The 21,504-nt window shown below is 72.6% G+C and carries 19 protein-coding genes; 6 read left to right on the top strand and 13 right to left on the bottom strand.

Features of this window, described 5'->3' with window-relative positions; genetic code table 11:
- Positions 1-45 precede the first annotated feature (45 nt).
- The 7 genes from ABZ385_RS24625 to ABZ385_RS24595 form a co-directional block, all read right to left on the bottom strand.
- Positions 46-1,707: a DoxX family protein gene (locus ABZ385_RS24625; RefSeq protein WP_358913176.1), complete on the bottom strand. Its 1,662-nt coding sequence runs from the start codon at positions 1,705-1,707 to the stop codon at positions 46-48.
- A 117-nt stretch (positions 1,708-1,824) separates the two neighbouring features.
- Entirely contained in the window at positions 1,825-2,769 is a 945-nt protein-coding gene (gene rlmB / locus ABZ385_RS24620; protein ID WP_358582735.1) for a 23S rRNA (guanosine(2251)-2'-O)-methyltransferase RlmB, read from the bottom strand.
- Between the two features lie 108 nt (positions 2,770-2,877).
- Positions 2,878-4,281 (bottom strand): cysteine--tRNA ligase, encoded by a 1,404-nt coding sequence (gene cysS / locus ABZ385_RS24615; RefSeq protein ID WP_358582738.1) that lies wholly within the window; start codon positions 4,279-4,281, stop codon positions 2,878-2,880.
- Between the two features lie 80 nt (positions 4,282-4,361).
- Entirely contained in the window at positions 4,362-4,766 is a 405-nt protein-coding gene (locus tag ABZ385_RS24610) for a PPOX class F420-dependent oxidoreductase (RefSeq protein ID WP_358913174.1), read from the bottom strand.
- Between the two features lie 74 nt (positions 4,767-4,840).
- On the bottom strand, positions 4,841-5,350 hold the full coding sequence (gene ispF / locus ABZ385_RS24605) for a 2-C-methyl-D-erythritol 2,4-cyclodiphosphate synthase (RefSeq protein WP_358582744.1): 510 nt from the start codon (positions 5,348-5,350) through the stop codon (positions 4,841-4,843).
- Positions 5,340-6,071, bottom strand: a complete 732-nt coding sequence (gene ispD / locus ABZ385_RS24600) for a 2-C-methyl-D-erythritol 4-phosphate cytidylyltransferase (protein WP_358913173.1) — start codon at positions 6,069-6,071, stop codon at positions 5,340-5,342. The genes ispF and ispD overlap by 11 nt, the downstream gene beginning before the upstream one ends.
- 262 nt (positions 6,072-6,333) lie before the next feature.
- Positions 6,334-6,816 (bottom strand): CarD family transcriptional regulator, encoded by a 483-nt coding sequence (locus ABZ385_RS24595; RefSeq protein WP_003953493.1) that lies wholly within the window; start codon positions 6,814-6,816, stop codon positions 6,334-6,336.
- A 625-nt stretch (positions 6,817-7,441) separates the two neighbouring features.
- On the opposite strand from ABZ385_RS24595, the gene ABZ385_RS24590 reads away from it, so the two are divergent.
- On the top strand, positions 7,442-8,179 hold the full coding sequence (locus ABZ385_RS24590; protein ID WP_358913171.1) for a copper chaperone PCu(A)C: 738 nt from the start codon (positions 7,442-7,444) through the stop codon (positions 8,177-8,179).
- 96 nt (positions 8,180-8,275) lie between these two features.
- Here ABZ385_RS24590 and ABZ385_RS24585 read toward each other — a convergent pair whose 3' ends face one another.
- Positions 8,276-8,956, bottom strand: coding sequence for a response regulator transcription factor (locus ABZ385_RS24585; protein ID WP_127911779.1), 681 nt, complete (start codon positions 8,954-8,956; stop codon positions 8,276-8,278).
- Complete coding sequence (locus ABZ385_RS24580) at positions 8,953-10,218, bottom strand: ATP-binding protein (RefSeq protein WP_358586197.1); 1,266 nt, start codon at positions 10,216-10,218, stop codon at positions 8,953-8,955. Before ABZ385_RS24580 ends, ABZ385_RS24585 begins: the two co-directional genes overlap by 4 nt.
- 273 nt (positions 10,219-10,491) lie before the next feature.
- Here ABZ385_RS24580 and phoU point away from each other — a divergent pair, with 273 nt between their 5' ends.
- Both phoU and ABZ385_RS24570 read left to right on the top strand, forming a co-directional pair.
- On the top strand, positions 10,492-11,175 hold the full coding sequence (phoU, locus tag ABZ385_RS24575; RefSeq protein WP_358586195.1) for a phosphate signaling complex protein PhoU: 684 nt from the start codon (positions 10,492-10,494) through the stop codon (positions 11,173-11,175).
- 591 nt (positions 11,176-11,766) lie between these two features.
- Positions 11,767-13,752, top strand: coding sequence for a WD40 repeat domain-containing protein (locus tag ABZ385_RS24570; RefSeq protein ID WP_358913170.1), 1,986 nt, complete (start codon positions 11,767-11,769; stop codon positions 13,750-13,752).
- A gap of 71 nt (positions 13,753-13,823) precedes the next feature.
- On the opposite strand, the gene ABZ385_RS24565 is transcribed toward ABZ385_RS24570, so the two are convergent.
- Positions 13,824-14,198, bottom strand: a complete 375-nt coding sequence (locus tag ABZ385_RS24565; protein WP_358586192.1) for a VOC family protein — start codon at positions 14,196-14,198, stop codon at positions 13,824-13,826.
- Between the two features lie 122 nt (positions 14,199-14,320).
- A complete protein-coding gene (locus ABZ385_RS24560; RefSeq protein WP_358586191.1) occupies positions 14,321-15,082 on the bottom strand; it encodes a phosphoglyceromutase in 762 nt (253 codons plus the stop codon).
- 210 nt (positions 15,083-15,292) lie between these two features.
- On the opposite strand from ABZ385_RS24560, the gene ABZ385_RS24555 reads away from it, so the two are divergent.
- Entirely contained in the window at positions 15,293-16,648 is a 1,356-nt protein-coding gene (locus tag ABZ385_RS24555; protein ID WP_358586189.1) for an MFS transporter, read from the top strand.
- On the opposite strand, the gene ABZ385_RS24550 is transcribed toward ABZ385_RS24555, so the two are convergent.
- Positions 16,620-17,168, bottom strand: a complete 549-nt coding sequence (locus ABZ385_RS24550; RefSeq protein WP_358586187.1) for a YbjN domain-containing protein — start codon at positions 17,166-17,168, stop codon at positions 16,620-16,622. The two genes, ABZ385_RS24555 and ABZ385_RS24550, sit on opposite strands and share 29 nt — an antisense overlap.
- Positions 17,161-18,507, bottom strand: a complete 1,347-nt coding sequence (gene mshA / locus ABZ385_RS24545; RefSeq protein ID WP_358586185.1) for a D-inositol-3-phosphate glycosyltransferase — start codon at positions 18,505-18,507, stop codon at positions 17,161-17,163. Before mshA ends, ABZ385_RS24550 begins: the two co-directional genes overlap by 8 nt.
- A 603-nt stretch (positions 18,508-19,110) precedes the next feature.
- Between mshA and ABZ385_RS24540 the strand changes: the two genes are divergently transcribed.
- Positions 19,111-19,920, top strand: coding sequence for a class I SAM-dependent methyltransferase (locus ABZ385_RS24540; protein WP_358586183.1), 810 nt, complete (start codon positions 19,111-19,113; stop codon positions 19,918-19,920).
- A gap of 383 nt (positions 19,921-20,303) precedes the next feature.
- Positions 20,304-21,329 carry a C40 family peptidase gene (locus ABZ385_RS24535; protein WP_358586199.1) on the top strand — a complete coding sequence of 342 codons (1,026 nt, stop codon included), beginning with the start codon at positions 20,304-20,306 and terminating at the stop codon, positions 21,327-21,329.
- Positions 21,330-21,504 lie beyond the last annotated feature (175 nt).

The raw sequence follows: 21,504 nt of genomic DNA, 5'->3' as shown, positions 1-21,504 counted from the left end.
ATGTGTGCGGGGCCCCTTCGATGTACGTACGGACGAGAGCCGGGGTCAGCGGCCGAGGACACCGCCCAGGAGGCCGCCCGGCCGCTCGCCGCCGGACCCGCCGGACGCCGAACCACCGGCACCGCCCGTGCCGCCGCCACCGGTGCTGCCCCCGCTGGTCGCCGGACCCGCCGTCGCGGCCGGCGGTTGCTGCTGCTGTTGCCGCTGCTGCTGGGGCGCCGACTGCTGCGGCGGTGCCTGGCCCGCCGTGCTGCTGCCCTGGACCTGGCTCGGCTGCGTGGAGCCCACCGTGCCCGTCTCCGGCGCGGCCCCCGGCGCCGTGGCGCCCTGCGAGGGCTGCGCGGAGCTGCCCTGCGTCGGGGAGTCCGGCGAGGCGGAGGGGGTGTGCGGCTTGCGCTCCTGCCGCTTCTTCGCGGGGTCCCCGGGGAGCGGGGAGCCCGGCAGTTCGTTGCGCGGGGACTCGCCGGGCCCGGGCACCACGATCCGGTCCGCGTCCCGCACCGCGCCGCCCAGCAGCGAGCCGAGCAGCAGCGTCAGACCGATCGCGACGCCGCCGATCAGGGCGCCGCGCCGCAGCACCCGCCGCCGCAGGTCCCAGATGTCGGCGCGCGGCCCGAGCGTGCGCCAGGCCTCTCCCGCGAGGCGTCCGTCGACGGAGTAGACGGGGGCGCCCGCGATGATCAGCGGCGACCAGGCGGCGAGGTAGATGATGTCCGGCGCGTCGTAGGCGGGGACGGTCTTCCAGCTGACGGTGACGATGAGCGCGGCGGAGAGCAGCACACCGACACTGGCGGCGACCCGCTGCCAGAGCCCGAGCACCGTCAGGACACCGGCGAGCACCTGGAGGAAGGCGATGGTGAGCCCGGCGCCCACCGGGTGCTGGAGGGCGAAGTCGCGCAGCGGTTCGGCGAGCGCCCAGGGGTGCAGCGAGTGGAGCCACTTGACCATGGAGCCGCGCTCGCCGCCGTCGAAATAGACGGGGTCGCACAGCTTGCCCATGCCGGCGTAGATCGAGATGAAGCCGAGGAAGACGCGCAGCGGGAGCAGGACCACGCCGAGGTTCATCCGGCGGCCGGGGTAGTAGGCGTGCCGGACCGGGTCGTTGCCCCGGCGGCGCCTGCGCTCCTCGGCACCGCCCTCGTCGTCCTCGTGGTCGTACGCGTCGTCGTCGAAGCGCTCGCGCTCCTGGGCGAGCCGCTCGTCGTAGTCGCTGCTGGGCAGGCGCATCTGCGGCAGCAGCTGGGTCTGCGGGGCCGCGGCGCGCGGGCCCACGACGGCGGGCGTCGGGGTCGTCTCGGGGCCCTCGTCCACGCCGAAGCGCGGGATGACCTGGGTGGCGCCGCCGTCGTAGGGCCCCGGCTCCTCGGCGGAGCGGCGCACGCTGCTGCCGCGCACGGCCTGCAGCAGTCTGATCGCGCCGGTGTCGTCCGGGGCGGACTTCCCGCTCCAGACGACGGGCGCGCGGCGCCTGGCGGCCTCGCCCACGGCGGGCAGGCGCACCGTCGTCTCGGGCAGGCCCAAGTGCCGGGAGATGCGCGGGGATTGAATGCGCCCAGCGGCGGGGAGCTGCACGCGGAAGCTCGCGTGCGCGACGATGACCTGCGCCGGGTCGCTCGGCACCTTCACCATGCTCAGCGCGGGAGCTTCGTCGAAGCCTGACGAGCTTCCCCCTGTGGGAGTGCGGGGTGTTCTGGTGTCCACACTCATCTAACCGAGTGACGTGTGGTTAGGACACTGCCTTGACCACGCGGAAATGTCCGGACCGCGTCAAGAGACCCCCGTCAAGGGATCACACGGTCCGGACATCTGTACGCCCCGCAACACCTACGCGCGGCGCCGCGCGGCCTCGTACAGCACCACGCCCGCGGCGACACCGGCGTTCAGCGACTCGGCGCCGCCCGGCATCGGGATGCGCACCCGGAAGTCGCAGGTCTCGCCGACGAGGCGGGACAGGCCCTTGCCCTCGCTGCCGACCACGACGACGACCGGGCCGCTGAGCGCCGCCAGGTCCCCGACCTCGTGCTCGCCGTCCGCGGCGAGACCGACGACGGCGATGCCCGCCTTCTTGTACGCCTCCAGGGCGCGCGTCAGGTTCGTGCAGCGGGCGACCGGCGTGCGCGCGGCCGTACCGGCCGACGTCTTCCAGGCGCCGGCCGTCATGCCGGCGGCCCGCCGCTCGGGCACGACGACGCCGTGGCCGCCGAACGCGGTCACGGAGCGCACGATCGCGCCGAGGTTGCGCGGGTCCGTCACGCCGTCGAGGGCGACGATCAGCGGGTCCTCGCCGGCGTCGTGGGCGGCGGCGACGAGGTCCTCGGGGTGCGCGTACTCGTACGGCGGGACCTGGAGGACGAGGCCCTGGTGGTTGAGGCCGTTCGTCATGCGGTCCAGCTCGGGCCGCGGGGCCTCCATCAGGTGGATGCCGCCGCGCTCGGCCGCGAGCTGGAGCGCCTCGCGCACCCGCTCGTCGTTGTCGATGAACTGCTGGACGTAGAGCATCGTGGCGGGGACGCCGTCGCGCAGCGCCTCGAAGACCGGGTTGCGGCCGACGACCATCTCGGAGGACGACCTGCCGCCGCGCCCCTTGGGCGCGGGGCGGCGGCCCGTGGCCTTCTTGGCCTTGGCCGTGGCGATGCGGTTCTTCACATGCCCCTTGCGCGCCTCGGCGGGCGGCGTCGGACCCTTGCCCTCAAGGCCGCGGCGCCGATTGCCGCCGCTGCCGACCTGCGCGCCCTTCTTGCCGGACATGCGGCGGTTGTTAGCGGCCATGACCTACCTGTCTGTCGTGTTGCGGTGGCGCGTACGTCCGTACGCGCGAAAGGTGTACGTCTATGCAGTGTGCCGCCCACTTGGCCGGGCGGCACCATCAGCGGGGTGCTAGCGCGGGCCGAGCGTCCAGCGGGGGCCGCTCGGGCCGTCCTCGATGACGAGGCCCGACTGGTTCAGCTGGTCGCGGATGGCGTCGGCGGTGCCCCAGTCCTTGCGGCCCCGGGCGGCCTCGCGCTGGTCGAGGACCATGCGCACGAGGGTGTCCACGACGCCGTGGAGGTCCTCGCCGCGGTCGCTCTCCGCGCCGGCCCAGTGCGGGTCGAGCGGGTCGAGGCCGAGGACGCCGAGCATGGCCCGCACCTCGGCCAGCCGGGCGACGGCGGCTTCCTTGTCGTCGGCGGCCAGGGCGCTGTTGCCCTGGCGGACCGTGGTGTGCACGATGGCCAGCGCCTGCGGGACGCCCATGTCGTCGTCCATGGCGTCGGCGAACGCGGGCGGCACCTGGGCGGCGGGCTCGACGGCCCCGCCGGCCTTCTCCACCACGCGCTGCACGAAGCCCTCGATGCGGGCGAACGCGGACTCGGCCTCGCGCAGCGCCTCCGGGCTGTACTCGATCATCGAGCGGTAGTGCGGGGTGCCCAGGTAGTAGCGCAGGACGATGGGGCGCCACTGCTTGACCATCTCGCTGACGAGGACCGAGTTGCCCAGCGACTTGGACATTTTCTCGCCGCTCATGGTGACCCAGCCGTTGTGCACCCAGTAGCGCGCGAACGCGTCGCCGAAGGCCTTGGCCTGGGCGATCTCGTTGTCGTGGTGGGGGAAGATCAGGTCGATCCCGCCGCCGTGGATGTCGAACTCCCGGCCGAGGTACTTGTGGGCCATCGCCGAGCACTCCAGGTGCCAGCCGGGACGGCCGCGCCCCCAGGGCGTCTCCCAGCTGGGCTCGCCCTCCTTGGCGGACTTCCACATGGCGAAGTCACGGGAGTCGCGCTTGCCGGTCTCGCCCTCGCCCGAGGGCTGGAGCAGGTTGTCCAGCTCCTGGTTGGACAGCTCCAGGTAGCCGGGGAAGGACTTCACGTCGAAGTAGACGTTGCCGTCGGCCTCGTAGGCGTGGCCGCGCTCGATGAGGCCGCGCATCATCTCGACCATCTCGGTGATGTGGCCGGTGGCGCGCGGTTCGTAGGTGGGCGGCAGGCAGCCCAGCGCGTCGTAGCCGCTGTTGAAGGCCCGCTCGTTCTCGTACCCGATCGACCACCAGGGGCGGTCCTGCTCGGCCGACTTCTTGATGATCTTGTCGTCGATGTCGGTCACGTTCCGCACGAACGTCACGTCGTAGCCGCGGTAGGCGAACCAGCGGCGCATGATGTCGAAGTTCAGGCCCGACCTGATGTGCCCGATGTGCGGGGCCGCCTGGACCGTGGCACCACAGAGGTAGATCGAGACACAGCCTTCGTGCAGGGGGCTGAAGTCACGGATCTGCCGGGCGCTGGTGTCGTACAGGCGAATCGTCACCACTCCAGAGTAGTGGGCGCGGGGCAGTGCCCCACGCCCCCTCCGCCCCCGGTGCCACGGAACCGTGACGCGCGGCGGTCTCAGACCCGCCCGACGACCTTGCGCGGCGACACGCGCACCACGACCCGGGGGGCGTCGTCCTTGGCGGCGGGGTTGAACTCGGCGTACTCCTTGCCCGTGTACTTCAGCGACAGCTCGTCGATCAGCTCCTGGCCGCCGTCGGTCGTCAGCTGCGCGGTGCCGCGGATCTCCGCGTACGTGTAAGGCGCGTCGAACGGCTGGAGCAGCACCGTCACCCGCGGGTCGCGGCGCAGGTTCCGCTCCTTGCGGCGGCCGAGCGTGGTGGAGAACAGGACGTCGTCGCCGTCCCGCTTCACCCAGACCGGCGACAGCTGCGGGCTGCCGTCGGGCTGGATGGTGGCGACGATGATGAAGGACGGGGCGTCGAGGAGGGCTTTGAGCTGGTCGGACAGGGCGGCGGACATGGCTTCGCTCCTTCGTGGTCAGCGGGCTCTACGAACCTTGCCGGTACGAGAGCTACGCCTACCCGTTATCGCCCTCAAGGCGTCGTGCGTACGACCAACGCGGTGGCGATCGCGGCAAGCCCCTCGCCGCGCCCGGGGAAGCCGAGGCCGTCGGTGGTGGCCCCGGAGACCGAGACGGGCGCGCCCGCCGCGTCGGAGAGCACCTTCTGCGCCTCGTCGCGGCGCTTGCCGATCTTGGGGCGGGGGCCGATGACCTGGACGGCCACATTGCCGACGGTGAAGCCGGCGTCCCGCACGATGCGGGCGGCCTCGGCGAGGAGGGTGAGCCCGGAGGCGCCGGACCACTCGGGGCGGCCGGTGCCGAAGTGCGCGCCGAGGTCGCCGAGGCCGGCCGCGGAGAACAGCGCGTTGCACGCGGCGTGGGCGACGACGTCGGCGTCGGAGTGTCCGGCGAGCCCCGGGCCCTCGTCCTCCCACTTCAGGCCGGCGCACCACAGTTCGCGGCCCTCTTCGAAGGCGTGGATGTCGGTGCCGATGCCGACGAGGGGCAGCACGGGGGCCGGGGCGGGCGTCTCAGAAGCCATCGTTGGCCCTCCGGCGGGCGAGGACGGCCTCGGCGAGGAGGAGGTCGAGGGGGCGCGTCACCTTGAAGGCCTCCTCGTGCCCGGGCACCACGACGACGGGCCGGCCCAGCTGCTCGACCATGCCGGCGTCGTCGGTGACGGGGCCGGTGACGCTCTCGTGGGCGCGTACGAGCGTGGCGCGGTCGAAGCCCTGCGGGGTCTGCACGGCGCGCAGCCGGGCGCGCTCGGGCGTGGCGACGACGGACTCGGCGGCGCCCGGCACCGTCGCCGGCTCGACCTGCTTGACGGTGTCGGCGAGCGGCAGCGCGGGCACCACGGCGGGCGCCCCCTCGCGGACGGCCGCGATGACGCCGTCGACGGTCTCGACCGGCACGAGCGGGCGGGCCGCGTCGTGCACGAGCACGATGTCGACGCCGGGCGGCAGCGCGTCCAGGCCGGCCCGTACGGACTCCTGACGGCTCTCGCCGCCGGGGACGACGAGGAAGTCGGTCCGCTCGGGCAGCGCGTGGTCGTCGAGAAGGGTCTTGACCTCGGCGGCGCCGTCCGGCGGGGCCACGACGACGACCAGGGAGACGGCGCGGGAAGCCGCCATGGCGCGGACCGCGTGGATGAGCATCGGGGTGCCGTTCAGCGCGCGGAGCGCTTTGGGGGCGCCAGGGCCGAGGCGCACGCCCCGGCCGGCCGCGGGGATGACCACCGCGGTGCGGGATTCGCTAGACATCGGTTCCGTTCAGGTTTGTGTGCTCGGCCGACGTGGGTATGGCCTCACCGTGCGGGGGCGGACAAGGTGACCGGACCCTTCCGTGACATCTGGTCGAGCCGGCTGTCCGAGCCCTGTGCGGATGTCCGGATGCGTTCCGGGTACGAACATGCCGCAGCGCCCGGCGACTCCTGTAAGGGTCAGCGGGCACCGCGGCATTATTGCGCCGAGATCATTGCACCAGGGACGAGTCCGGGGACGCGTACCGGGGACACGTCCGGCGTCAGGACGCGAGGACCTCGTCGAGCAGGGCCTCGGCCTTGTCCTCGTTCGTGTTCTCCGCGAGGGCGAGCTCGCTCACCAGGATCTGCCGTGCCTTGGCGAGCATGCGCTTCTCACCGGCGGACAGTCCGCGCTCCCGCTCACGACGCCACAGGTCGCGCACGACTTCCGCGACCTTGATGACATCGCCGGACGCGAGCTTCTCGAGATTCGCCTTGTAACGACGCGACCAGTTCGTGGGCTCTTCGGCGTACGGCGCGCGCAGCACCTCGAAGACCCGGTCCAGCCCGTCCTGACCGACCACATCACGCACGCCGACGAACTCCGCATTGTCCGCTGGCACACGCACCGTCAAGTCGCCCTGGGCGACCTTGAGCACCAAGTAGGTCTTGTCCACGCCTTTGATCTGGCGAGTTTCGATAGCCTCGATCAGCGCGGCCCCGTGATGGGGATAGACCACGGTGTCGCCAACCTTGAACGTCATGTGACAGGTACCCCTTCCGTGGCTATCCATCCTAACACGAGAACAGGCGCTTCTGAATGGCGTTTTCGCAGGTCAGGGCATATCTCGGGGCTTGACAACAGCAACAGGAACGTGCTGCGCGGGGCCGCCGGAACGGGGTATTCGCAGGTCGGAGCGGCTCTTCGGGGAGGGAGAAACAGGGGCGTTACGTCCCCCTCGCGGGCGCCCCGAGCGGCCGAACGTCCCGGTTTGCGCGGTTCCAAGCGGTGAACTTTCGCTACTCCGTTCGGTGAGCGGAGAGCTGCGCCACACCCGGTCCGCCGGGATTCCGGAATTGATCACGGCGGCCGGTGATCAATTTCCGGCGCCCCGCGCATTCCTTACCGGAAAATCCGCGTCTCCGCCCGGGCGGCCGCTTGCCGGCGCTTATGTGAATGCCGGACCAGGGCCCCGCCGAACGGCCCGAGTGGGCCGGTGGGAAGCGGGCCCGGGGAAGGGCGGGAAGAGGCTGGCGGGGCCGAGGGGCGGGTCGGGTGCGGCGGCGCGGGAACGGCTCGGTAACCTAAGCGCGCTGACACACCCTTAGGACGGCTTCAGGGTCGTCCGACCCTCCCGTACCGTCCACGTTCAAGGAGTTGCCGCCGCCGTGAGCCGCAGCCTTCGACGCGGCGCCCTCGCCGCCACCGCCATCGCGTTCTCGCTCGCCTCGCTCGCCGCGTGCGGCGCGGGCAACAACGCTCAGACGTTGGAGGTCAAGCCGGACAACGCCGCGACCTCCGTCGGTGACATCAAGATCCAGAACGCCATGGTCATCACGCAGCCGGACCCGAAGGCCAAGGGCCCGGCCGTCGTCTCCGCGACGATCTTCAACGGAGGCACGACCGACCAGACCCTGAACTCCATCTCGGTCAAGGGCGCCGCCGACAAGGTCAAGCTCACGCGCGGCAAGGAGGACAAGGCCTCCAAGCCGAACGGCCCGCTGACCGTCCCGGCCGGCGGCTCGCTCGTCATCGGCGGCAAGGACAACGCCTCCGCCGTCCTGCCCGGCGGCCGCGACGCCGTCAAGGACGGCAACGCCCAGCAGGTCACCTTCGCCTTCAGCGACACCGGCGACGTGAAGATCAGGGCGTTCGTCGTGCCCGCCGAGAGCTACTTCGCCAAGTGGGGCCCGACCGAGGTGCCGCAGGCCCCGGGTGCCGAGCGCGGCGGGCCCGCCAAGTCCGGCAAGCCCTCGCAGTCCGCCTCCGGCGCTCCCGCCGACCCGTCGGGCAAGCCGGCCGGCGTCGCGAGCGGCGAGCCCGCGGACCACGCCTCCGGCGGGGCCGAGGACCCGTCGGACGACGCCTCGCACGGCGCCGACGCCGGCGGCGACACCGAGCACTGAGCGACGTACGTACGTACGCGGCTACGCCGAAGGGCGGGTCCCCACGGGGGCCCGCCCTTCGGCATGTGCGGCGGCGCGGGTGCGGCCGCGCGCGGTCTACGGCTCGAACTTGTAGCCGAGGCCGCGCACCGTCACCAGGTAGCGCGGGGCCCCCGGGTCCGGCTCGATCTTGGCGCGCAGCCGCTTGACGTGGACGTCCAGCGTCTTGGTGTCGCCGACGTAGTCCGCGCCCCAGACGCGGTCGATGAGCTGCATGCGGGTCAGCACGCGGCCCGCGTTGCGCAGGAGCATCTCCAGGAGGTCGAACTCCTTCAGCGGCAGGTCGATCTTGGAGCCGGAGACGGTGACGACGTGGCGGTCCACGTCCATGCGGACGGGGCCCGCCTCCAGGGCCTGCGGGGCGACCTCCTCCGGCTCGCCCCTGCGGCGCAGGACCGCGCGGATGCGGGCGACCAGTTCTCGCGAGGAGAAGGGCTTGGTGACGTAGTCGTCGGCCCCTATCTCCAGGCCGACCACCTTGTCGATCTCGCTGTCCTTGGCGGTGACCATGATCACCGGGACGTTGGAGCGGCTGCGCAGCTGGCGGCAGACCTCGGTGCCGGGCAGGCCGGGCAGCATCAGGTCGAGCAGGACGAGGTCGGCGCCGTTGCGCTCGAATTCGTCGAGTCCGTCCGGGCCGGTGGCCGCGATGGCGACCTCGAAGCCCTCTTTGCGGAGCATGTAGGACAGGGCGTCGCTGAAGGATTCCTCGTCCTCGACGACGAGCACTCGGGTCACGGAAGGACCTCCGGGGCAGGGATGGTTTCGTACGTGGTGGTCGCGGCGTTCTCGTCGGATACGGCGTGCCCGCTCCCGGGCCCGCCGCCGTGACCCGGTCCGCGGTCACGCTGGGCGGCCGCCTCCGGCAGCCGCAGGGTGAAGGTGGAGCCCTGGCCCTCCGAGCTCCACACGGTGACCTCCCCGCCGTGCGAGGCGGCCACGTGCTTGACGATGGCGAGGCCGAGGCCGGTGCCGCCGGTGGCCCGGGAGCGGGCCGGGTCGACGCGGTAGAAGCGCTCGAAGATGCGCTCCTTGTCCTTGTCGGAGATGCCGATCCCCTGGTCGGTGACCGCCACCTCGATGTGGTCGCCGCCCGGCGCGGTGACCCGCCGGGCGGCTATTCCGACGCGGGTGCGGGCGGGGCTGTAGTTCACGGCGTTCTCCACGAGATTGCCGAGCGCCGCGGCCAGCTGGCCGCGGTTGCCCCAGATCTGCAGGTCGGCGGTCCCCCCGGCGGCCAGGGTGATCTGCTTGTGGGAGGCCTGGTGCCGGCTGCGGTCGATGGCCTCCGCGACCAGTTCGTCCACCCGCACCGGCTCGGCGTCCTCCAGCGGGTCGTCGTTCTGGACCCGGGAGAGGTCGATCAGCTCCTGCACGAGGTTGGTGAGCCGGGTCGCCTCGATCTGCATGCGCCCCGCGAAGCGCTCCACCGCCTCGGGGTCCTCGGAGGCGTCCATGACGGCCTCGGAGAGCAGGCTGAGGGCGCCCACGGGGGTCTTCAGCTCATGACTCACGTTCGCCACGAAGTCGCGGCGCACCGCCTCGATGCGGCGCGCCTCCGTGAGGTCCTCGACGAGCAGCAGCACGAGCCGGGAGCCGAGCGGCGCCACGCGGGCGGAGACCGCGAGGGCCTCGCCGCGGCCGGTGCCGCGCCGGGGCAGGTCCAGTTCGACCTGGCGTATCTCGCCGTCGCGGCGGGTGTCGCGGGCCATCTGGAGCATCGGCTCGACGGCGAGCTTGCCGCCGCGCACGAGCCCGAGGGCGTACGCCGCCGAGCTGGCCTTGACCACGCTGTCGGCCTCGTCGAGGACGACGGCGCTGGAGCGCAGCACGGACAGGACCGTGTCCACGCCGGGCGGCAGTACGGGGTCGGTGTGCAGGGAGGTCCGGGTGGGGCGTTTCTGGTCGCGCTCGCTCCAGCGGAACGCCAGCATGGCGATGACGCCGGTGCACACCCCGGCGATCGCTGCAGCTGCGGCGACCGCCGCGTTCACGTCCATGTCCCCAGGTTATGCGCCGGATGAGTGTCGGCCACAGCCATTCGGGTGCGGCCTCGAACACTCGTCGCCCAGAGTTCACCGAGGAGACGGCGCCGGTTCATTTCTGCCGAAGGGTCCGGTGTGCGGCCGAGCACGGGCGGAGCCTCGTGTCGCCCACAGTTCACCTTGATGACGGGGGCGGTTCACGCGAGGTGCCGGAAACGGACGCGTCGGGGCCGCACCGTGGGAGCGTAGGGGCCAGCCCCCTGGGACGTACGAGAGAGGGACAGCCACATGCGCGACGCGTACCACGAGGAACTTGACTCGATCGGCGAGAGCCTGGTCGAGATGGCCCGGCTGGTCGGGTCCGCGATCGGGCGCGCCACGACGGCCATGCTCGACGCCGATCTGAAGCTGGCCGAGAGTGTGATCGCCGCCGACCAGAAGGTCGACGACCTCCAGCACGAGCTGGAGGCGCGCGCGATAGCCCTGCTCGCGCGCCAGCAGCCGGTCGCCACCGACCTGCGCATCGTGGTGACGTCGCTGCGGATGAGCGCCGACCTGGAGCGTTCGGGCGACCTCGCCCAGCACGTCGCGAAGCTGGCCAGGCTGCGCTTCCCCGACTCGGCGGTGCCGCACGACCTGCACGCCACGATCCTGGAGATGGGCCAGCTCGCGCAGCGCCTGATGGCGAAGGCGGCGGAGGTCATCATCACCAAGGACGTCGATCTCGCGCTCCAGCTGGAGCAGGACGACGACGAGATGGACCAGCTGCACCGCACGCTCTTCCAGCACCTGATGGACGACCGCTGGAAGCACGGCATCGAGACGGCCGTCGACGTGACGCTGCTCGGCCGCTACTACGAGCGCTTCGCGGACCACGCGGTGTCGGTCGCGAAGCGGGTCGTCTACCTGGTCACGGGCGAGCACGCGGACGAGATCCAGGCGACGGGCCCGGCGGCGGTGGAGGGGGCCTGAGGCCCGCTCGGGCGCCGCGCGTGCGCGTGCCCCGCAGGGTCGGAGGTCCGGCCGGCGCCGCGCGTGCACGTGCCCCGCACGGTCGGAGGTCCGGCCGGCGCCGCGCGTGCACGTGCCCCGCACGGTCGGAGGTCCGGCCGGCGCCGCGCGTGCACGTGCCCCGCACGAGACAGGTCGTCGTGCGGGGCACGTGTGTTCGTGCGGCGGGACGTGTGGTCCCGCCGGGGGGGTCAGCCGCAGCCGCCGCCGCACTGGCATGAGCCGCCGGACTGGCAGCCGCACGAGCAGCCGGAGCCGCAGCTGCAGTTCATCTCGATGACCACGGGCTTGGGGGACTCGGCCATGGGTCTCCTCCTCGAAGGCGTACGGGGCGTGTCGCCTCGCCTGCTGCCATTGCACCGCCATTCCACCCCCGCCGGGCAGGGCGCATCAACGGCGCACGCGCGCGTACGTCCTTTCCGGCCGCCGGGGAGGGCCACCTCCCGAAACTCCCTCCCCGCCTGTCACAGACATGTCATAGCCTGCGCGGTGGACGGGGGTTCCGGCCCAGGGCGGACGGCTCGGGCCATTCATGTGGGGGGTCACATCACCGTGCGTACGCGCACCCTCTCGACCGCGACGGCGCTCGCGGTCCTCTTCAGCTCCGCGGCGCTGGTCGCCGCGACCACCGGCCCGGCGGCGGCGGACTCCGCCGAGCTCCTCGCCGTGCGCTCGGTCGGCGACGTCCTGGTCGACGCCGCGCACCAGCGCGTCTACGTGTCCGACCCCAAGGGCGGCAAGCTCGTCGTCACCGACTACGCGGGCACCGTCAAGGCGACCCTGGACGGGCTGCCGGACGTCGACGGCCTCGTCCTCTCGCCCGACTCCCGGCAGGTCCTCGCGGCCGTCGCGGGCCTGAACCGGATCGTCTCCGTGGAGACGACCTCGTACACGCAGAGCGCGAGCTACGCCCTCGACGGCGCCGAGAAGCCGCGCACGCTGGCGCGGGCCGGCGGCAAGCTGTGGTTCGGCTACGGGCCTTCGGGCGCGGGCGGGATCGGCTCGCTCGACCTCTCCGGGGACGAGCCGGTCGTCGCCCTCGGCCAGGACGGGGAGGCCAGCTTCTACGCCGCCCCCGAGCTGGGCTCCGACCCCGACTCGGGGCTGCTCGTCGCGGGCGAGAAGGAGACGAGCGCGGACGCCCTCACGGTGTACGACGTCTCGGGCCCCGAGCCGCAGCTGCGGGTCACCAAGTCGGTGGAGGGCGGCTTCTTCGACGACATCGCGGTCTCGCCCGACGGCACGCAGGTCGTCACGGCGAGCGGCTCTCCGTACTACCACCCGGTGTACTCCACCAAGGACCTGTCCCCGCTGGGCCGTTATGACTCCGGGGACTACGGCGCGGCCGTCGACATCGCCCCCGACGGCACCGTGGCGGCGGGCACCTCCTCCTGGTACGGGCCCGACGTGCACATCTACCGGCAGGGCGAGTGGTCCAAGGTGCGGGAGTACGAGTTCCCGAACACCGGCCAGAGCAGCGGCGGCGACACGCTCGCCGAGGGCGGCCTGGCCTGGGCGCCGGACGGCAGCAGGCTCTTCGCGGTCACCTCCAACAGCGAGGGCGTCTTCTCGCTGCGGGTCCTCACCGATCCCGCCAAGTCCCGGCCCACGCTCAAGGTCGAGGCGCCGCCGAAGGCGCCGCGGGCCGAGCGGCTCACCGTCAAGGGCACGCTCGCCGGGGCGGACCTGCCCGCCGGCATCCCCCTCGCCGTCACCCGCGAGGACCTGGAGTCCCCCGACGGCAAGGCGCTCGCCGAGGTCAGGACCAAGGCGGACGGCTCCTTCTCCTTCACCGACACCCCGCCGGCCGGCGGCAAGGTGACGTACCGGGTCACGTACGCGGGTGACGCCACGCACGCGGCGGTCACCGCGTCGGACTCCGTGGAGGTCTCGCGCTCCAGGACGGCCCTCACGCTCGACAAGAACGGCAAGGTGTACGGCTACGGAGCGGACGTGTCCTTCACGGCGCACCTCGGCCCGACGTACAAGAACCGCACCGTCGAGATCTGGGCCGACCCCTACGGCGCCGACAAGCCGAACAAGCTGGTGAAGAGGGGCGCCGTGAACTCCCACGGCGACCTGAGGGCCACGGTCGACATGAAGCGCGACACGAAGGTGACGGCCGTCTTCGCCGGGGACTCCCGCTCGGCCGCCGCGAAGGGCACGTCGACGGCGTACGCCCGGGTGAAGGTGTCCACCGCCGTCTCCGGGCACTACAAGACGGGCGAGATCGGCTCCACGAAGTACCACTACTTCCACCAGGACACCGACCCGGTGCTCGCCACCTCGATGACGTACCACAAGGGCCGCAAGCAGCGCTTCGAGGTCCAGGTGTACGGCTCGGACCGCAAGTGGCACGCCACGGGCTCGGAGTACTTCGCGCTCGGCCCCGACGGCAGGTCCACGGTCCGCCTGGAGGCCCCGGGCCGCTCCGGCATCCGGGCGCGGATCCGGTCGGCGTACGTGAACGGCTCCTCGGGGGACAACGTCAACTCGACGACGTACGGGGCGTGGAGGTACCTGAACTTCACGCGCTGACGACGCCCCGGCCCCGCGCCGGCACCCCTGGCCGCCCCCGTCCACAGGGACGTGGGCGGCCAGGGGAGGCATCAGTGGAGGCAGAGGCAGAAGGGGTGGCCGGCCGGGTCGGCGTAGACGCGCCAGTTGGTGCCCGGGTGGAGCTGGTCCGTGCGCTCCAGCACGGTCGCGCCGAGGGCGAGCGCCCGCCTCTCCTCGCCTTCGAGGTCGTCCACGTCGAAGTCCAGGTGGAGCTGTTGGGGCCGGTCCTGGCCCGGCCATTCGGGCGGCCGGTAGCCGTCCACCCGCTGGCAGGCCAGCGGAATTCCCTCGAACCCCCGCACCTCGACCCAGTCGGGGTCGTCGGCGTCCATGACCACCCGGCCGCCGAGCAACTCCGCGTAGAACGTGGCGAGCCGTACCGGATCAGCGCAGTCCAGCGCGACCGCCTGCAACTTTCGGATCACTTCTGACACCTCTCGCTCTCGGGCCGTGCAGGGTCCGGGGGCCTGCGCAAAGCCCCCTGCCCGCGGACGAATCCGCAGGCAGGGGGCCACACGCGTCCGGGCCTGCCCGGCGTCGTTCGGGGTTACTTCTTCTTGCCCTGGTTCTTGACCGCCTCGATCGCCGCCTTCGCGGCCTCCGGGTCGAGGTAGGTGCCGCCCGGGTTCAGGGGCTTGAAGGCGGCGTCCAGTTCGTAGGAGAGCGGGATGCCGGTGGGGATGTTCAGGCCCGCGATGTCGGCGTCCGAGATGCCGTCCAGGTGCTTGACCAGGGCGCGCAGGCTGTTGCCGTGCGCCGCGACCAGGACCGTCCTGCCGGTCAGGAGGTCGGGGACGATGCCGTCGAACCAGTACGGGAGCATGCGGACGACGACGTCCTTCAGGCACTCCGTCCGGGGGCGCAGCTCGGGGGGCAGCGTCGCGTAGCGCGGGTCCTCGAACTGGGAGTACTCGGCGTCGCGGGCCAGCTCCGGCGGCGGGGTGTCGTACGAGCGGCGCCACAGCATGAACTGCTCCTCGCCGAACTCGGCGAGCGTCTGGGCCTTGTCCTTGCCCTGGAGGGCGCCGTAGTGGCGCTCGTTCAGGCGCCAGCTGCGGTGGACGGGGATCCAGTGGCGGTCGGCCGCTTCGAGGGCGAGCTGCGCCGTGCGGATGGCGCGCTTCTGGAGCGACGTGTGGACCACGTCGGGCAGCAGGCCGGCGTCCTTGAGCAGCTCACCGCCGCGGACCGCCTCCTTCTCGCCCTTCTCGTTGAGGTTGACGTCCACCCAGCCGGTGAACAGGTTCTTCGCGTTCCATTCGCTCTCGCCGTGGCGGAGGAGGATCAGCTTGTACGGTGCGTCGGCCATGCCTCTGAGCGTAATCGAACCCCGGCGGGCCTCGCGCGCGCGGGCGCGGGGGTGACGGTGGGCCGGCGGCGAGGTGGCCGCGGAGGTGACGATTGACGGTTCATGTCAATTGAGTGGCGGGGCGGGGCGGCGGGCTCGTAACGTGTGCTGGCCGCTTGAGACACTTACACCACGGGGGACCGCATGACGCCGGCGACGACCTTCACCGCCATGAGACGCGCCGTCACCGAGAGCGTGTCGGGGCTCCCGGGCGCCTTCTGGTGGCTGTGGACCAGCACGCTGATCAACCGGCTCGGCGCCTTCGTCGCGACGTTCATGGCGCTGTACCTGACCTTGGACCGGGGCTACTCCGCCTCGTACGCCGGTCTCGTCGCCGCGCTGCACGGGCTCGGCGGTGTCGTGTCCTCGCTGGGCGCGGGGGTGATGACCGACCGGCTCGGGCGGCGGCCCACGCTGCTGATCGCACAGGCCTCGACGGCGCTGTCCGTGGCGGTGCTCGGTTTCATGGAGCACCCGGTGGCCATCGCGGGCGTCGCCTTCCTCGTGGGCATGGCGTCGAACGCGTCCCGGCCCGCCGTGCAGGCGATGATGGCGGACATCGTGCGCCCCGAGGACCGCGTGCGGGCCTTCTCCCTGAACTACTGGGCCATCAATCTCGGCTTCGCGGTCTCCTCCGCCGGGGCCGGGTTCATCGCCTCGTACAGCTACCGCGCCGGCTTCCTGATCGAAGCGGCGATGACGATGGTCTGCGCGGTCGTCGTCTTCCTGAGGCTGCCGGAGTCGCGGCCCGTGCGCACGGCCCTGGAGAAGGCGGCCGAGCCGGTGGTCGGGCTCGGGACCGTGCTGCGGGACGGGCGGTTCATGGGCGTGGTGGGGCTCTCGTTCCTCGTCGCGCTGATCTTCCAGCAGGGCTCCGTGGGGCTGCCAGTCGCGATGGGCGCGGCCGGGTTCACGCCCGCCGACTACGGGCTCGCCATCGCCGTGAACGGTGTGCTGATCGTCGCCCTGCAGATCCCCGTCACCCGTTTCATCGAACACCGCGACCCGCGGCGGCTGTTGGTGATCTCCTCCGTCGTCGCCGGATACGGCTTCGGGCTCACCGCCTTCGCCGGGTCCGTCGGGGTCTTCGCGCTGACGGTGTGCGTGTGGACGCTCGCCGAGATCGTCAACGCGCCGACGCAGACGGGCCTCGTCGTCGCGCTCTCCCCCACGCATGGGCGGGGCCGCTACCAGGGCATGTACACGATGTCGTGGGCGGTGGCCGGGCTCGTCGCCCCGCTGATGTCCGGCTTCATGATCGACCGGTTCGGCGCGCCGTGGCTCTGGGCGGCGTGCGCGGTGCTGGGGACGGGGGCGGCGGTCGGGTACTGGGCGCTGATGCGGGGGCTTTCCGGGGCGGACGCGGGCTTTGGGGCGGCGGACGCGGTGGTGGCCGAGCCCGCGGTCGCCGGGGCGGGGGGCGCCGAGGGGCCGGTTCCGGGGGCCGTGGCCCCAGGGGTCGCCGTTTCGGAGACCGTGGCTCCGGGGGGAGCCGGCGTCAGCCCTTCGGCCGGGTCAGGTGGCTGAACGCCTCGAGGTTCCGCGTGGACTCGCCCCGCGAGACGCGCCACTCGTACTCCTTGCGGATCGCCGAGGCGAACCCCAGCTCCAGCAGCGTGTTGAAGGAGTCGTCCGAGGCCGAGAGGACCGCCCCGAGCAGGCGGTCCAGCTCGGCGGGCGTGACCGCGGCGAGCGGGAGCTTGCCGGCGAGGTAGATGTCGCCGAGGGAGTCGATCGCGTAACTCACGCCGTAGAGGCGGAGGTTGCGCTCCAGCAGCCAGCGGTGCACGGCCTCGTGGTTCTCGTCCGGGTGCCGGATCACGAAGGCGTTCAGGGAGAGGGAGTGGTTGCCCACGATCATCGACAGCGTCGTGGAGAGTTTGCGGGTGCCGGGGAGCTTCACCACGTAGGAGCCCGGCTCGGGGCTCTCCCACTCCAGTTCGGCGTCGTCCAGTGTCCGCTCGATGATCGTCGCGGTGTCCGCAGTGGTCGCGTCAGTCGCGGTGTCCGTGCTCGTCGCGGTGTCCGCCTGCTCGGGCTCAGCCATGGTGCGAGCGTACGTGACGTCGGAAGTCGTGCATGGCGGCCGTGTACACGTCCGCCGTGGCGGATGCCGCCGTGTCCCAGCCGAAGGACTGCGCGTGCCGCGCGGCCGCCGCCCCCATCCGGTCCACCAGGTGGGGGTGGTCGGCGAAATCGCGCAGCACGCGCGCGTAGTGGGCCGGTTCGTGGCCGGAGACCAGGAATCCCGTCACCTCGTCGCGTACGGCGACGGGCAGACCGCCCACCGCCGCCGCGAGGACCGGCGTGCCCGCCGCCTGCGCCTCGATGGCGACGAGCCCGAAGGACTCGCTGTAGGAGGGCATGACGAGGACGGACGCCGCGCGGAACCAGTCCGCGAGCTGGTCCTGGCCCACCGGCGGCTGGAAGCGCACCACGTCCGCGATGCCCAGCCGCGCGGCGAGCTTCTGGAGGCCCTCCGGCTTGGCGAGGCCGCTGCCGCTCGGGCCGCCGACGATGGGCACGACGATGTTCGAGCGCAGCTCGGGACGCTCGTCCAGGAGGACGGCGACGGCGCGGAGCAGCACGTCGGGGGCCTTCAGCGGCTGGATGCGGCCCGCGAAGACGGGGACGAGGGCGTCCTGCGGGAGCCCGAGCCGGTGGCGCGCCGCCGCGCGTCCGTCGGCGGGGCGGAAGCGGTCGAGGTTGACGCCGGGGTGGACGACGGCGACCTTGCCGGCGTCGGCTTCGTAGTGGCGTACGAGTTCGTCGGCCTCTTCGGAGGTGTTGGCGATGAGGCGGTCGGCGGCGCGGACTATCTGCGTCTCGCCGATGACGCGGGCGGCCGGCTCCGGGGTGTCGCCCTCGGCGAGCGCGGCGTTCTTGACCTTGGCCATGGTGTGCATGGCGTGGACGAGGGGCACGCCCCAGCGTTCGGCGGCGAGCCAGCCGACGTGCCCGGAGAGCCAGTAGTGGGAGTGGACCAGGTCGTAGTAGCCGGGGCGGTGGCCCGCCCAGGCCTGCATCACGCCGTGGGTGAAGGCGCAGAGCTGGGCCGGCAGCTCTTCCTTGGCGAGGCCTTCGTAGGGGCCCGCGTCGACGTGGCGCACGAGGACGCCGGGGGCCAGTTGCACGGCGGGGGGAAGGGCGCCGGTGGTGGCCCGGGTGAAGATCTCGACCTCGATGTTGATCGCGGCGAGGCGCTTGGCCAGCTCGACGATGTAGACGTTCATGCCGCCCGCGTCGCCCGTGCCGGGCTGGTGCAGCGGCGAGGTGTGCACGCTCAGCATGGCCACGCGACGCGGCCGCCGCGGGGCGCCGGGCATGCGCAGCCGTGAGGGGGCCGCCGGGGAGCGACGCCCGAGCCTGGACACGTAGTGGCTCACGTGGCGGTCCTCCTTGCGTACGGGCATGACGACGCGGAGGGCGTACGAACCTCCGGAGGGTGAACACCGGAGGCCGCTGCTCCATTTCCGCTGCGTCGGCCCTTGGCCCGTTTTTGCCAAAGTGTTACCCGGGTTCTGTTCCCGGGGGCCTTCTGTTCCCGGGGGGCCGGTGGGCGAGGTCCGGGGTCGGCGGGCGCGAGGGTGGCAGGGGCGGCGTGCGCGGGCACGGCGGGCGGGGGGGCGGCAGTGGGCGCGGGCACGGCGGGCCTGTGGTCGGCGGCGGGCGCGGGGGCGGTGGTCAAGGGTCGACGGGGGTGCGGCCACGGCGGGCGCGGGGTCGGCAGGGGCGGAGGGCGCGGGGGCGGTGGTCGGTGGTGGCGCGGGGGCGGCGGTCGAGGGTCGACGGGGGGTGCCGCCACGGCGGGCGCGGAATTGGGGATCGGCGGCGGGCGCGCGCGGGTAGCGGCGAGCGCGCGGGCGGGCAGCGCGCGGTCGGCGGGCGCGGGGTCGGCAGCGGCGGAGGGCGCGGGGTCCGGGGTCCGGGGTCGGCGGGCGCGGGGGCGGTGTGGTCGTGGCGGCGTCGTCCCCGCATACCCTTTGCCCATGGCCCCACGCACCCCCTCCCGCCCCGTGGGAACGGTGACGCGCGGGACCACGAATCCGAACCGGCTGCGCCGCATAGACCGCTGGATCGCCGCCACCCACGGCGCCGCCCTGCGCCGCTCCCCCGACCCCGTGGCCGTGGACCTCGGCTACGGGGCCGCCCCCTGGACCGCCGTCGAACTGCTGCTCCGGCTGCGTACCGTGGCCCCCCGCACGCGCGTGGTCGGCGTCGAGATCGACCCCGCGCGGGTCGCCGCGGCCAAGCCGTACGAACGCGCGGGGCTGACCTTCCGGCACGGCGGCTTCGAGGTGCCGCTGGCGGGCTCGGGCGCCCCCACGCTGATCCGCGCCGCGAACGTCCTGCGGCAGTACGACGAGGAGCAGGTCGCCGCCGTCTGGGAGCGGCTCCGCGCCCGGCTCTCCCCCGGCGGGCTGCTCGTCGAGGGCACCTGCGACGAGATCGGCCGGCGGCACGTCTGGGTCGCGCTCGGCCCGGAGGGACCCCGCACGGTGACCTTCGCGGCGCGCCTCGCCTCCCTGGAGCGCCCCTCCGACCTCGCCGAGCGGCTGCCTAAGGCGCTGATCCACCGGAACGTGCCGGGTGAGCCGGTGCACGCGTTCCTGCGGGACTTCGACCGGGCCTGGGCGGCCGCGGCGCCGTACGCCTCCTACGGGGCGCGGCAGCGGTGGATCAGGGCGGTGCGCGAGCTGGGCGCCGACTGGCCGGTCGTGGACGGCGGTTCGCGGTGGCGGCAGGGGGAAGTGACGGTGCGTTGGGAGGCGCTGGCGCCGACCGGCGGCGTCCGCTGAGGCCGGACGGGGCCCGCCGGGGCCGGATATGGGCGAGGCCCGCCAGGGTCGGATACGGGCGAGGCCGACCTGGGCGGGCCACCTGCGGCCGTCCGGGGGGACACCGGACCTGAACCCCTAGGTCACTCGGGGGCCACCCCGACGCCACCCGGAGGTCGGTCCCGGAACTGTCCCTGAGGCCCTGACCTGCGGGGAACGAAGGTCACTCACGGTTCGTCACATGGGGCAGGTGGGGGAGTGGAGTTTGCTGTCGGGCTCTGTCGCATCGCGCGTCGGCATGGCACCATCCCGAAGGCGACCAGACGTTACTGACGGTAAATCAGCTATGGGGGTGGCAGGGCGTGACCGGCAGGCGATACTCGACGGCGGCGACCGTGGCGCTGATGTGCGCGGCTGTGGTGGTGACCGCACCGGGAGCGGCGTATGCCAGCCCCTCTCCCCCGTCCAGCCCCGCGAGGCCGACACCCAGATCGGACAGCGCGCTCGAACAGGTCCGCAAGGACATCGAGAAGCTCTATCACGACGCGGGCGTGGCCACGGACGCGTACAACGCGGCGGAGGAGAAGGCCGACGAGCAGTCCGAGCGCATCGTGAAGCTGGCCAAGGACATCACGGAGGGCCAGGAGAGGCTGCGGAAGCTGAAGGCCCGCGCGGGCGCCGCGGCCCGCGCGCAGTACCGCGGCGGCGGCATGCCGGGCGAGGCCCGGTTGATGCTCAGCGACGACCCGAGGCAGTTCCTGGACGGGGCCGGCCGTCTGCGCCAGGGCGAGAAGGCCACCAAGGGCATGCTCACGGAGCTGGCCAGGACCCAGGAAGACCTGCGGATCTACGCCAAGGACGCCACCGCCCGCTGGAAGAAACTGGAAGCCAACCGCAAGGCGAAGGCCGCGTCGAAGAAGAAGATCAAGAAGAAGATCGCGGACGCCGAGAAGCTCGAGTCGAGGCTGGAGAAGAAGGAGCGGGAGCGGCTGCGGGAGCTGGAGGAGGCCGCCGCCCGCAAGAAGCAGTCGGCGTGGGTGGGTTCGGGCGCCCTGAAGGACATCAGGGGCAAGGCCACGGCGCGGGGCGCGAAGGCCGTCGAGTTCGCCACCGCGCAGATCGGCAAGCCGTATGTATGGGGCGCCGAGGGCCCTGACTCGTACGACTGCTCGGGGCTGACGTCGAAGGCCTGGGCGGCGGCCGGGCGCGGCATCCCCCGCACCTCGCAGGAGCAGTGGAAGCAGCTGCCGCACGTCGACATCAAGAACATGCGCCCCGGCGACCTGATCATCTACCACGCGGACGCGAGCCACGTCGGCATATACCTGGGCGCCGGCACCATCGTGCACGCCCCCCGCCCGGGCCGCGACGTGACCATCGCGGGCGCCGGCTCCATGCAGATCCTCGGAGTCGTCCGCCCGGAGGGGTGAGCGCGCCCCCGCTTCCCGGGCCGGGTCGGCCCGTGTGACGCACCGCACCCGGCGGCCCCCCGCCCGGCCCCGGCGGCGTGACGTTCGTCATCCCGGGGCGGACGCGCCATGCCCAATTGCGTTCCAGGATGCGGCATATGACGGTGGCTGTTCGCCGCGCGGCATTCCAATGGAG

Source organism: Streptomyces sp. NPDC005898 (assembly GCF_040629635.1).
Classification (GTDB): Bacteria; Actinomycetota; Actinomycetes; order Streptomycetales; family Streptomycetaceae; genus Streptomyces.
The sequence above is the reverse complement of the archived record's forward strand: the minus strand, read 5'-3'. Positions and strand labels throughout refer to the sequence as shown.

Excerpts from the sequence above, each read along its gene's own strand:
- ABZ385_RS24610 (WP_358913174.1), bottom strand. The coding sequence starts at position 4,766 with ATGTCCGCCGCCCTGTCCGACCAGCTCAAAGCCCTCCTCGACGCCCCG.
- ABZ385_RS24625 (WP_358913176.1), bottom strand. The coding sequence starts at position 1,707 with ATGAGTGTGGACACCAGAACACCCCGCACTCCCACAGGGGGAAGCTCG.
- ABZ385_RS24550 (WP_358586187.1), bottom strand. The coding sequence starts at position 17,168 with ATGGCTGAGCCCGAGCAGGCGGACACCGCGACGAGCACGGACACCGCG.
- ABZ385_RS24540 (WP_358586183.1), top strand. The coding sequence starts at position 19,111 with ATGGCCCCACGCACCCCCTCCCGCCCCGTGGGAACGGTGACGCGCGGG.
- ABZ385_RS24555 (WP_358586189.1), top strand. The coding sequence starts at position 15,293 with ATGAGACGCGCCGTCACCGAGAGCGTGTCGGGGCTCCCGGGCGCCTTC.
- ABZ385_RS24595 (WP_003953493.1), bottom strand. The coding sequence starts at position 6,816 with ATGACGTTCAAGGTTGGCGACACCGTGGTCTATCCCCATCACGGGGCC.
- ispF (WP_358582744.1), bottom strand. The coding sequence starts at position 5,350 with ATGGCTTCTGAGACGCCCGCCCCGGCCCCCGTGCTGCCCCTCGTCGGC.
- ispD (WP_358913173.1), bottom strand. The coding sequence starts at position 6,071 with ATGTCTAGCGAATCCCGCACCGCGGTGGTCATCCCCGCGGCCGGCCGG.
- phoU (WP_358586195.1), top strand. The coding sequence starts at position 10,492 with ATGCGCGACGCGTACCACGAGGAACTTGACTCGATCGGCGAGAGCCTG.
- ABZ385_RS24580 (WP_358586197.1), bottom strand. The coding sequence starts at position 10,218 with ATGGACGTGAACGCGGCGGTCGCCGCAGCTGCAGCGATCGCCGGGGTG.
- rlmB (WP_358582735.1), bottom strand. The coding sequence starts at position 2,769 with ATGGCCGCTAACAACCGCCGCATGTCCGGCAAGAAGGGCGCGCAGGTC.
- ABZ385_RS24535 (WP_358586199.1), top strand. The coding sequence starts at position 20,304 with ATGTGCGCGGCTGTGGTGGTGACCGCACCGGGAGCGGCGTATGCCAGC.
- ABZ385_RS24560 (WP_358586191.1), bottom strand. The coding sequence starts at position 15,082 with ATGGCCGACGCACCGTACAAGCTGATCCTCCTCCGCCACGGCGAGAGC.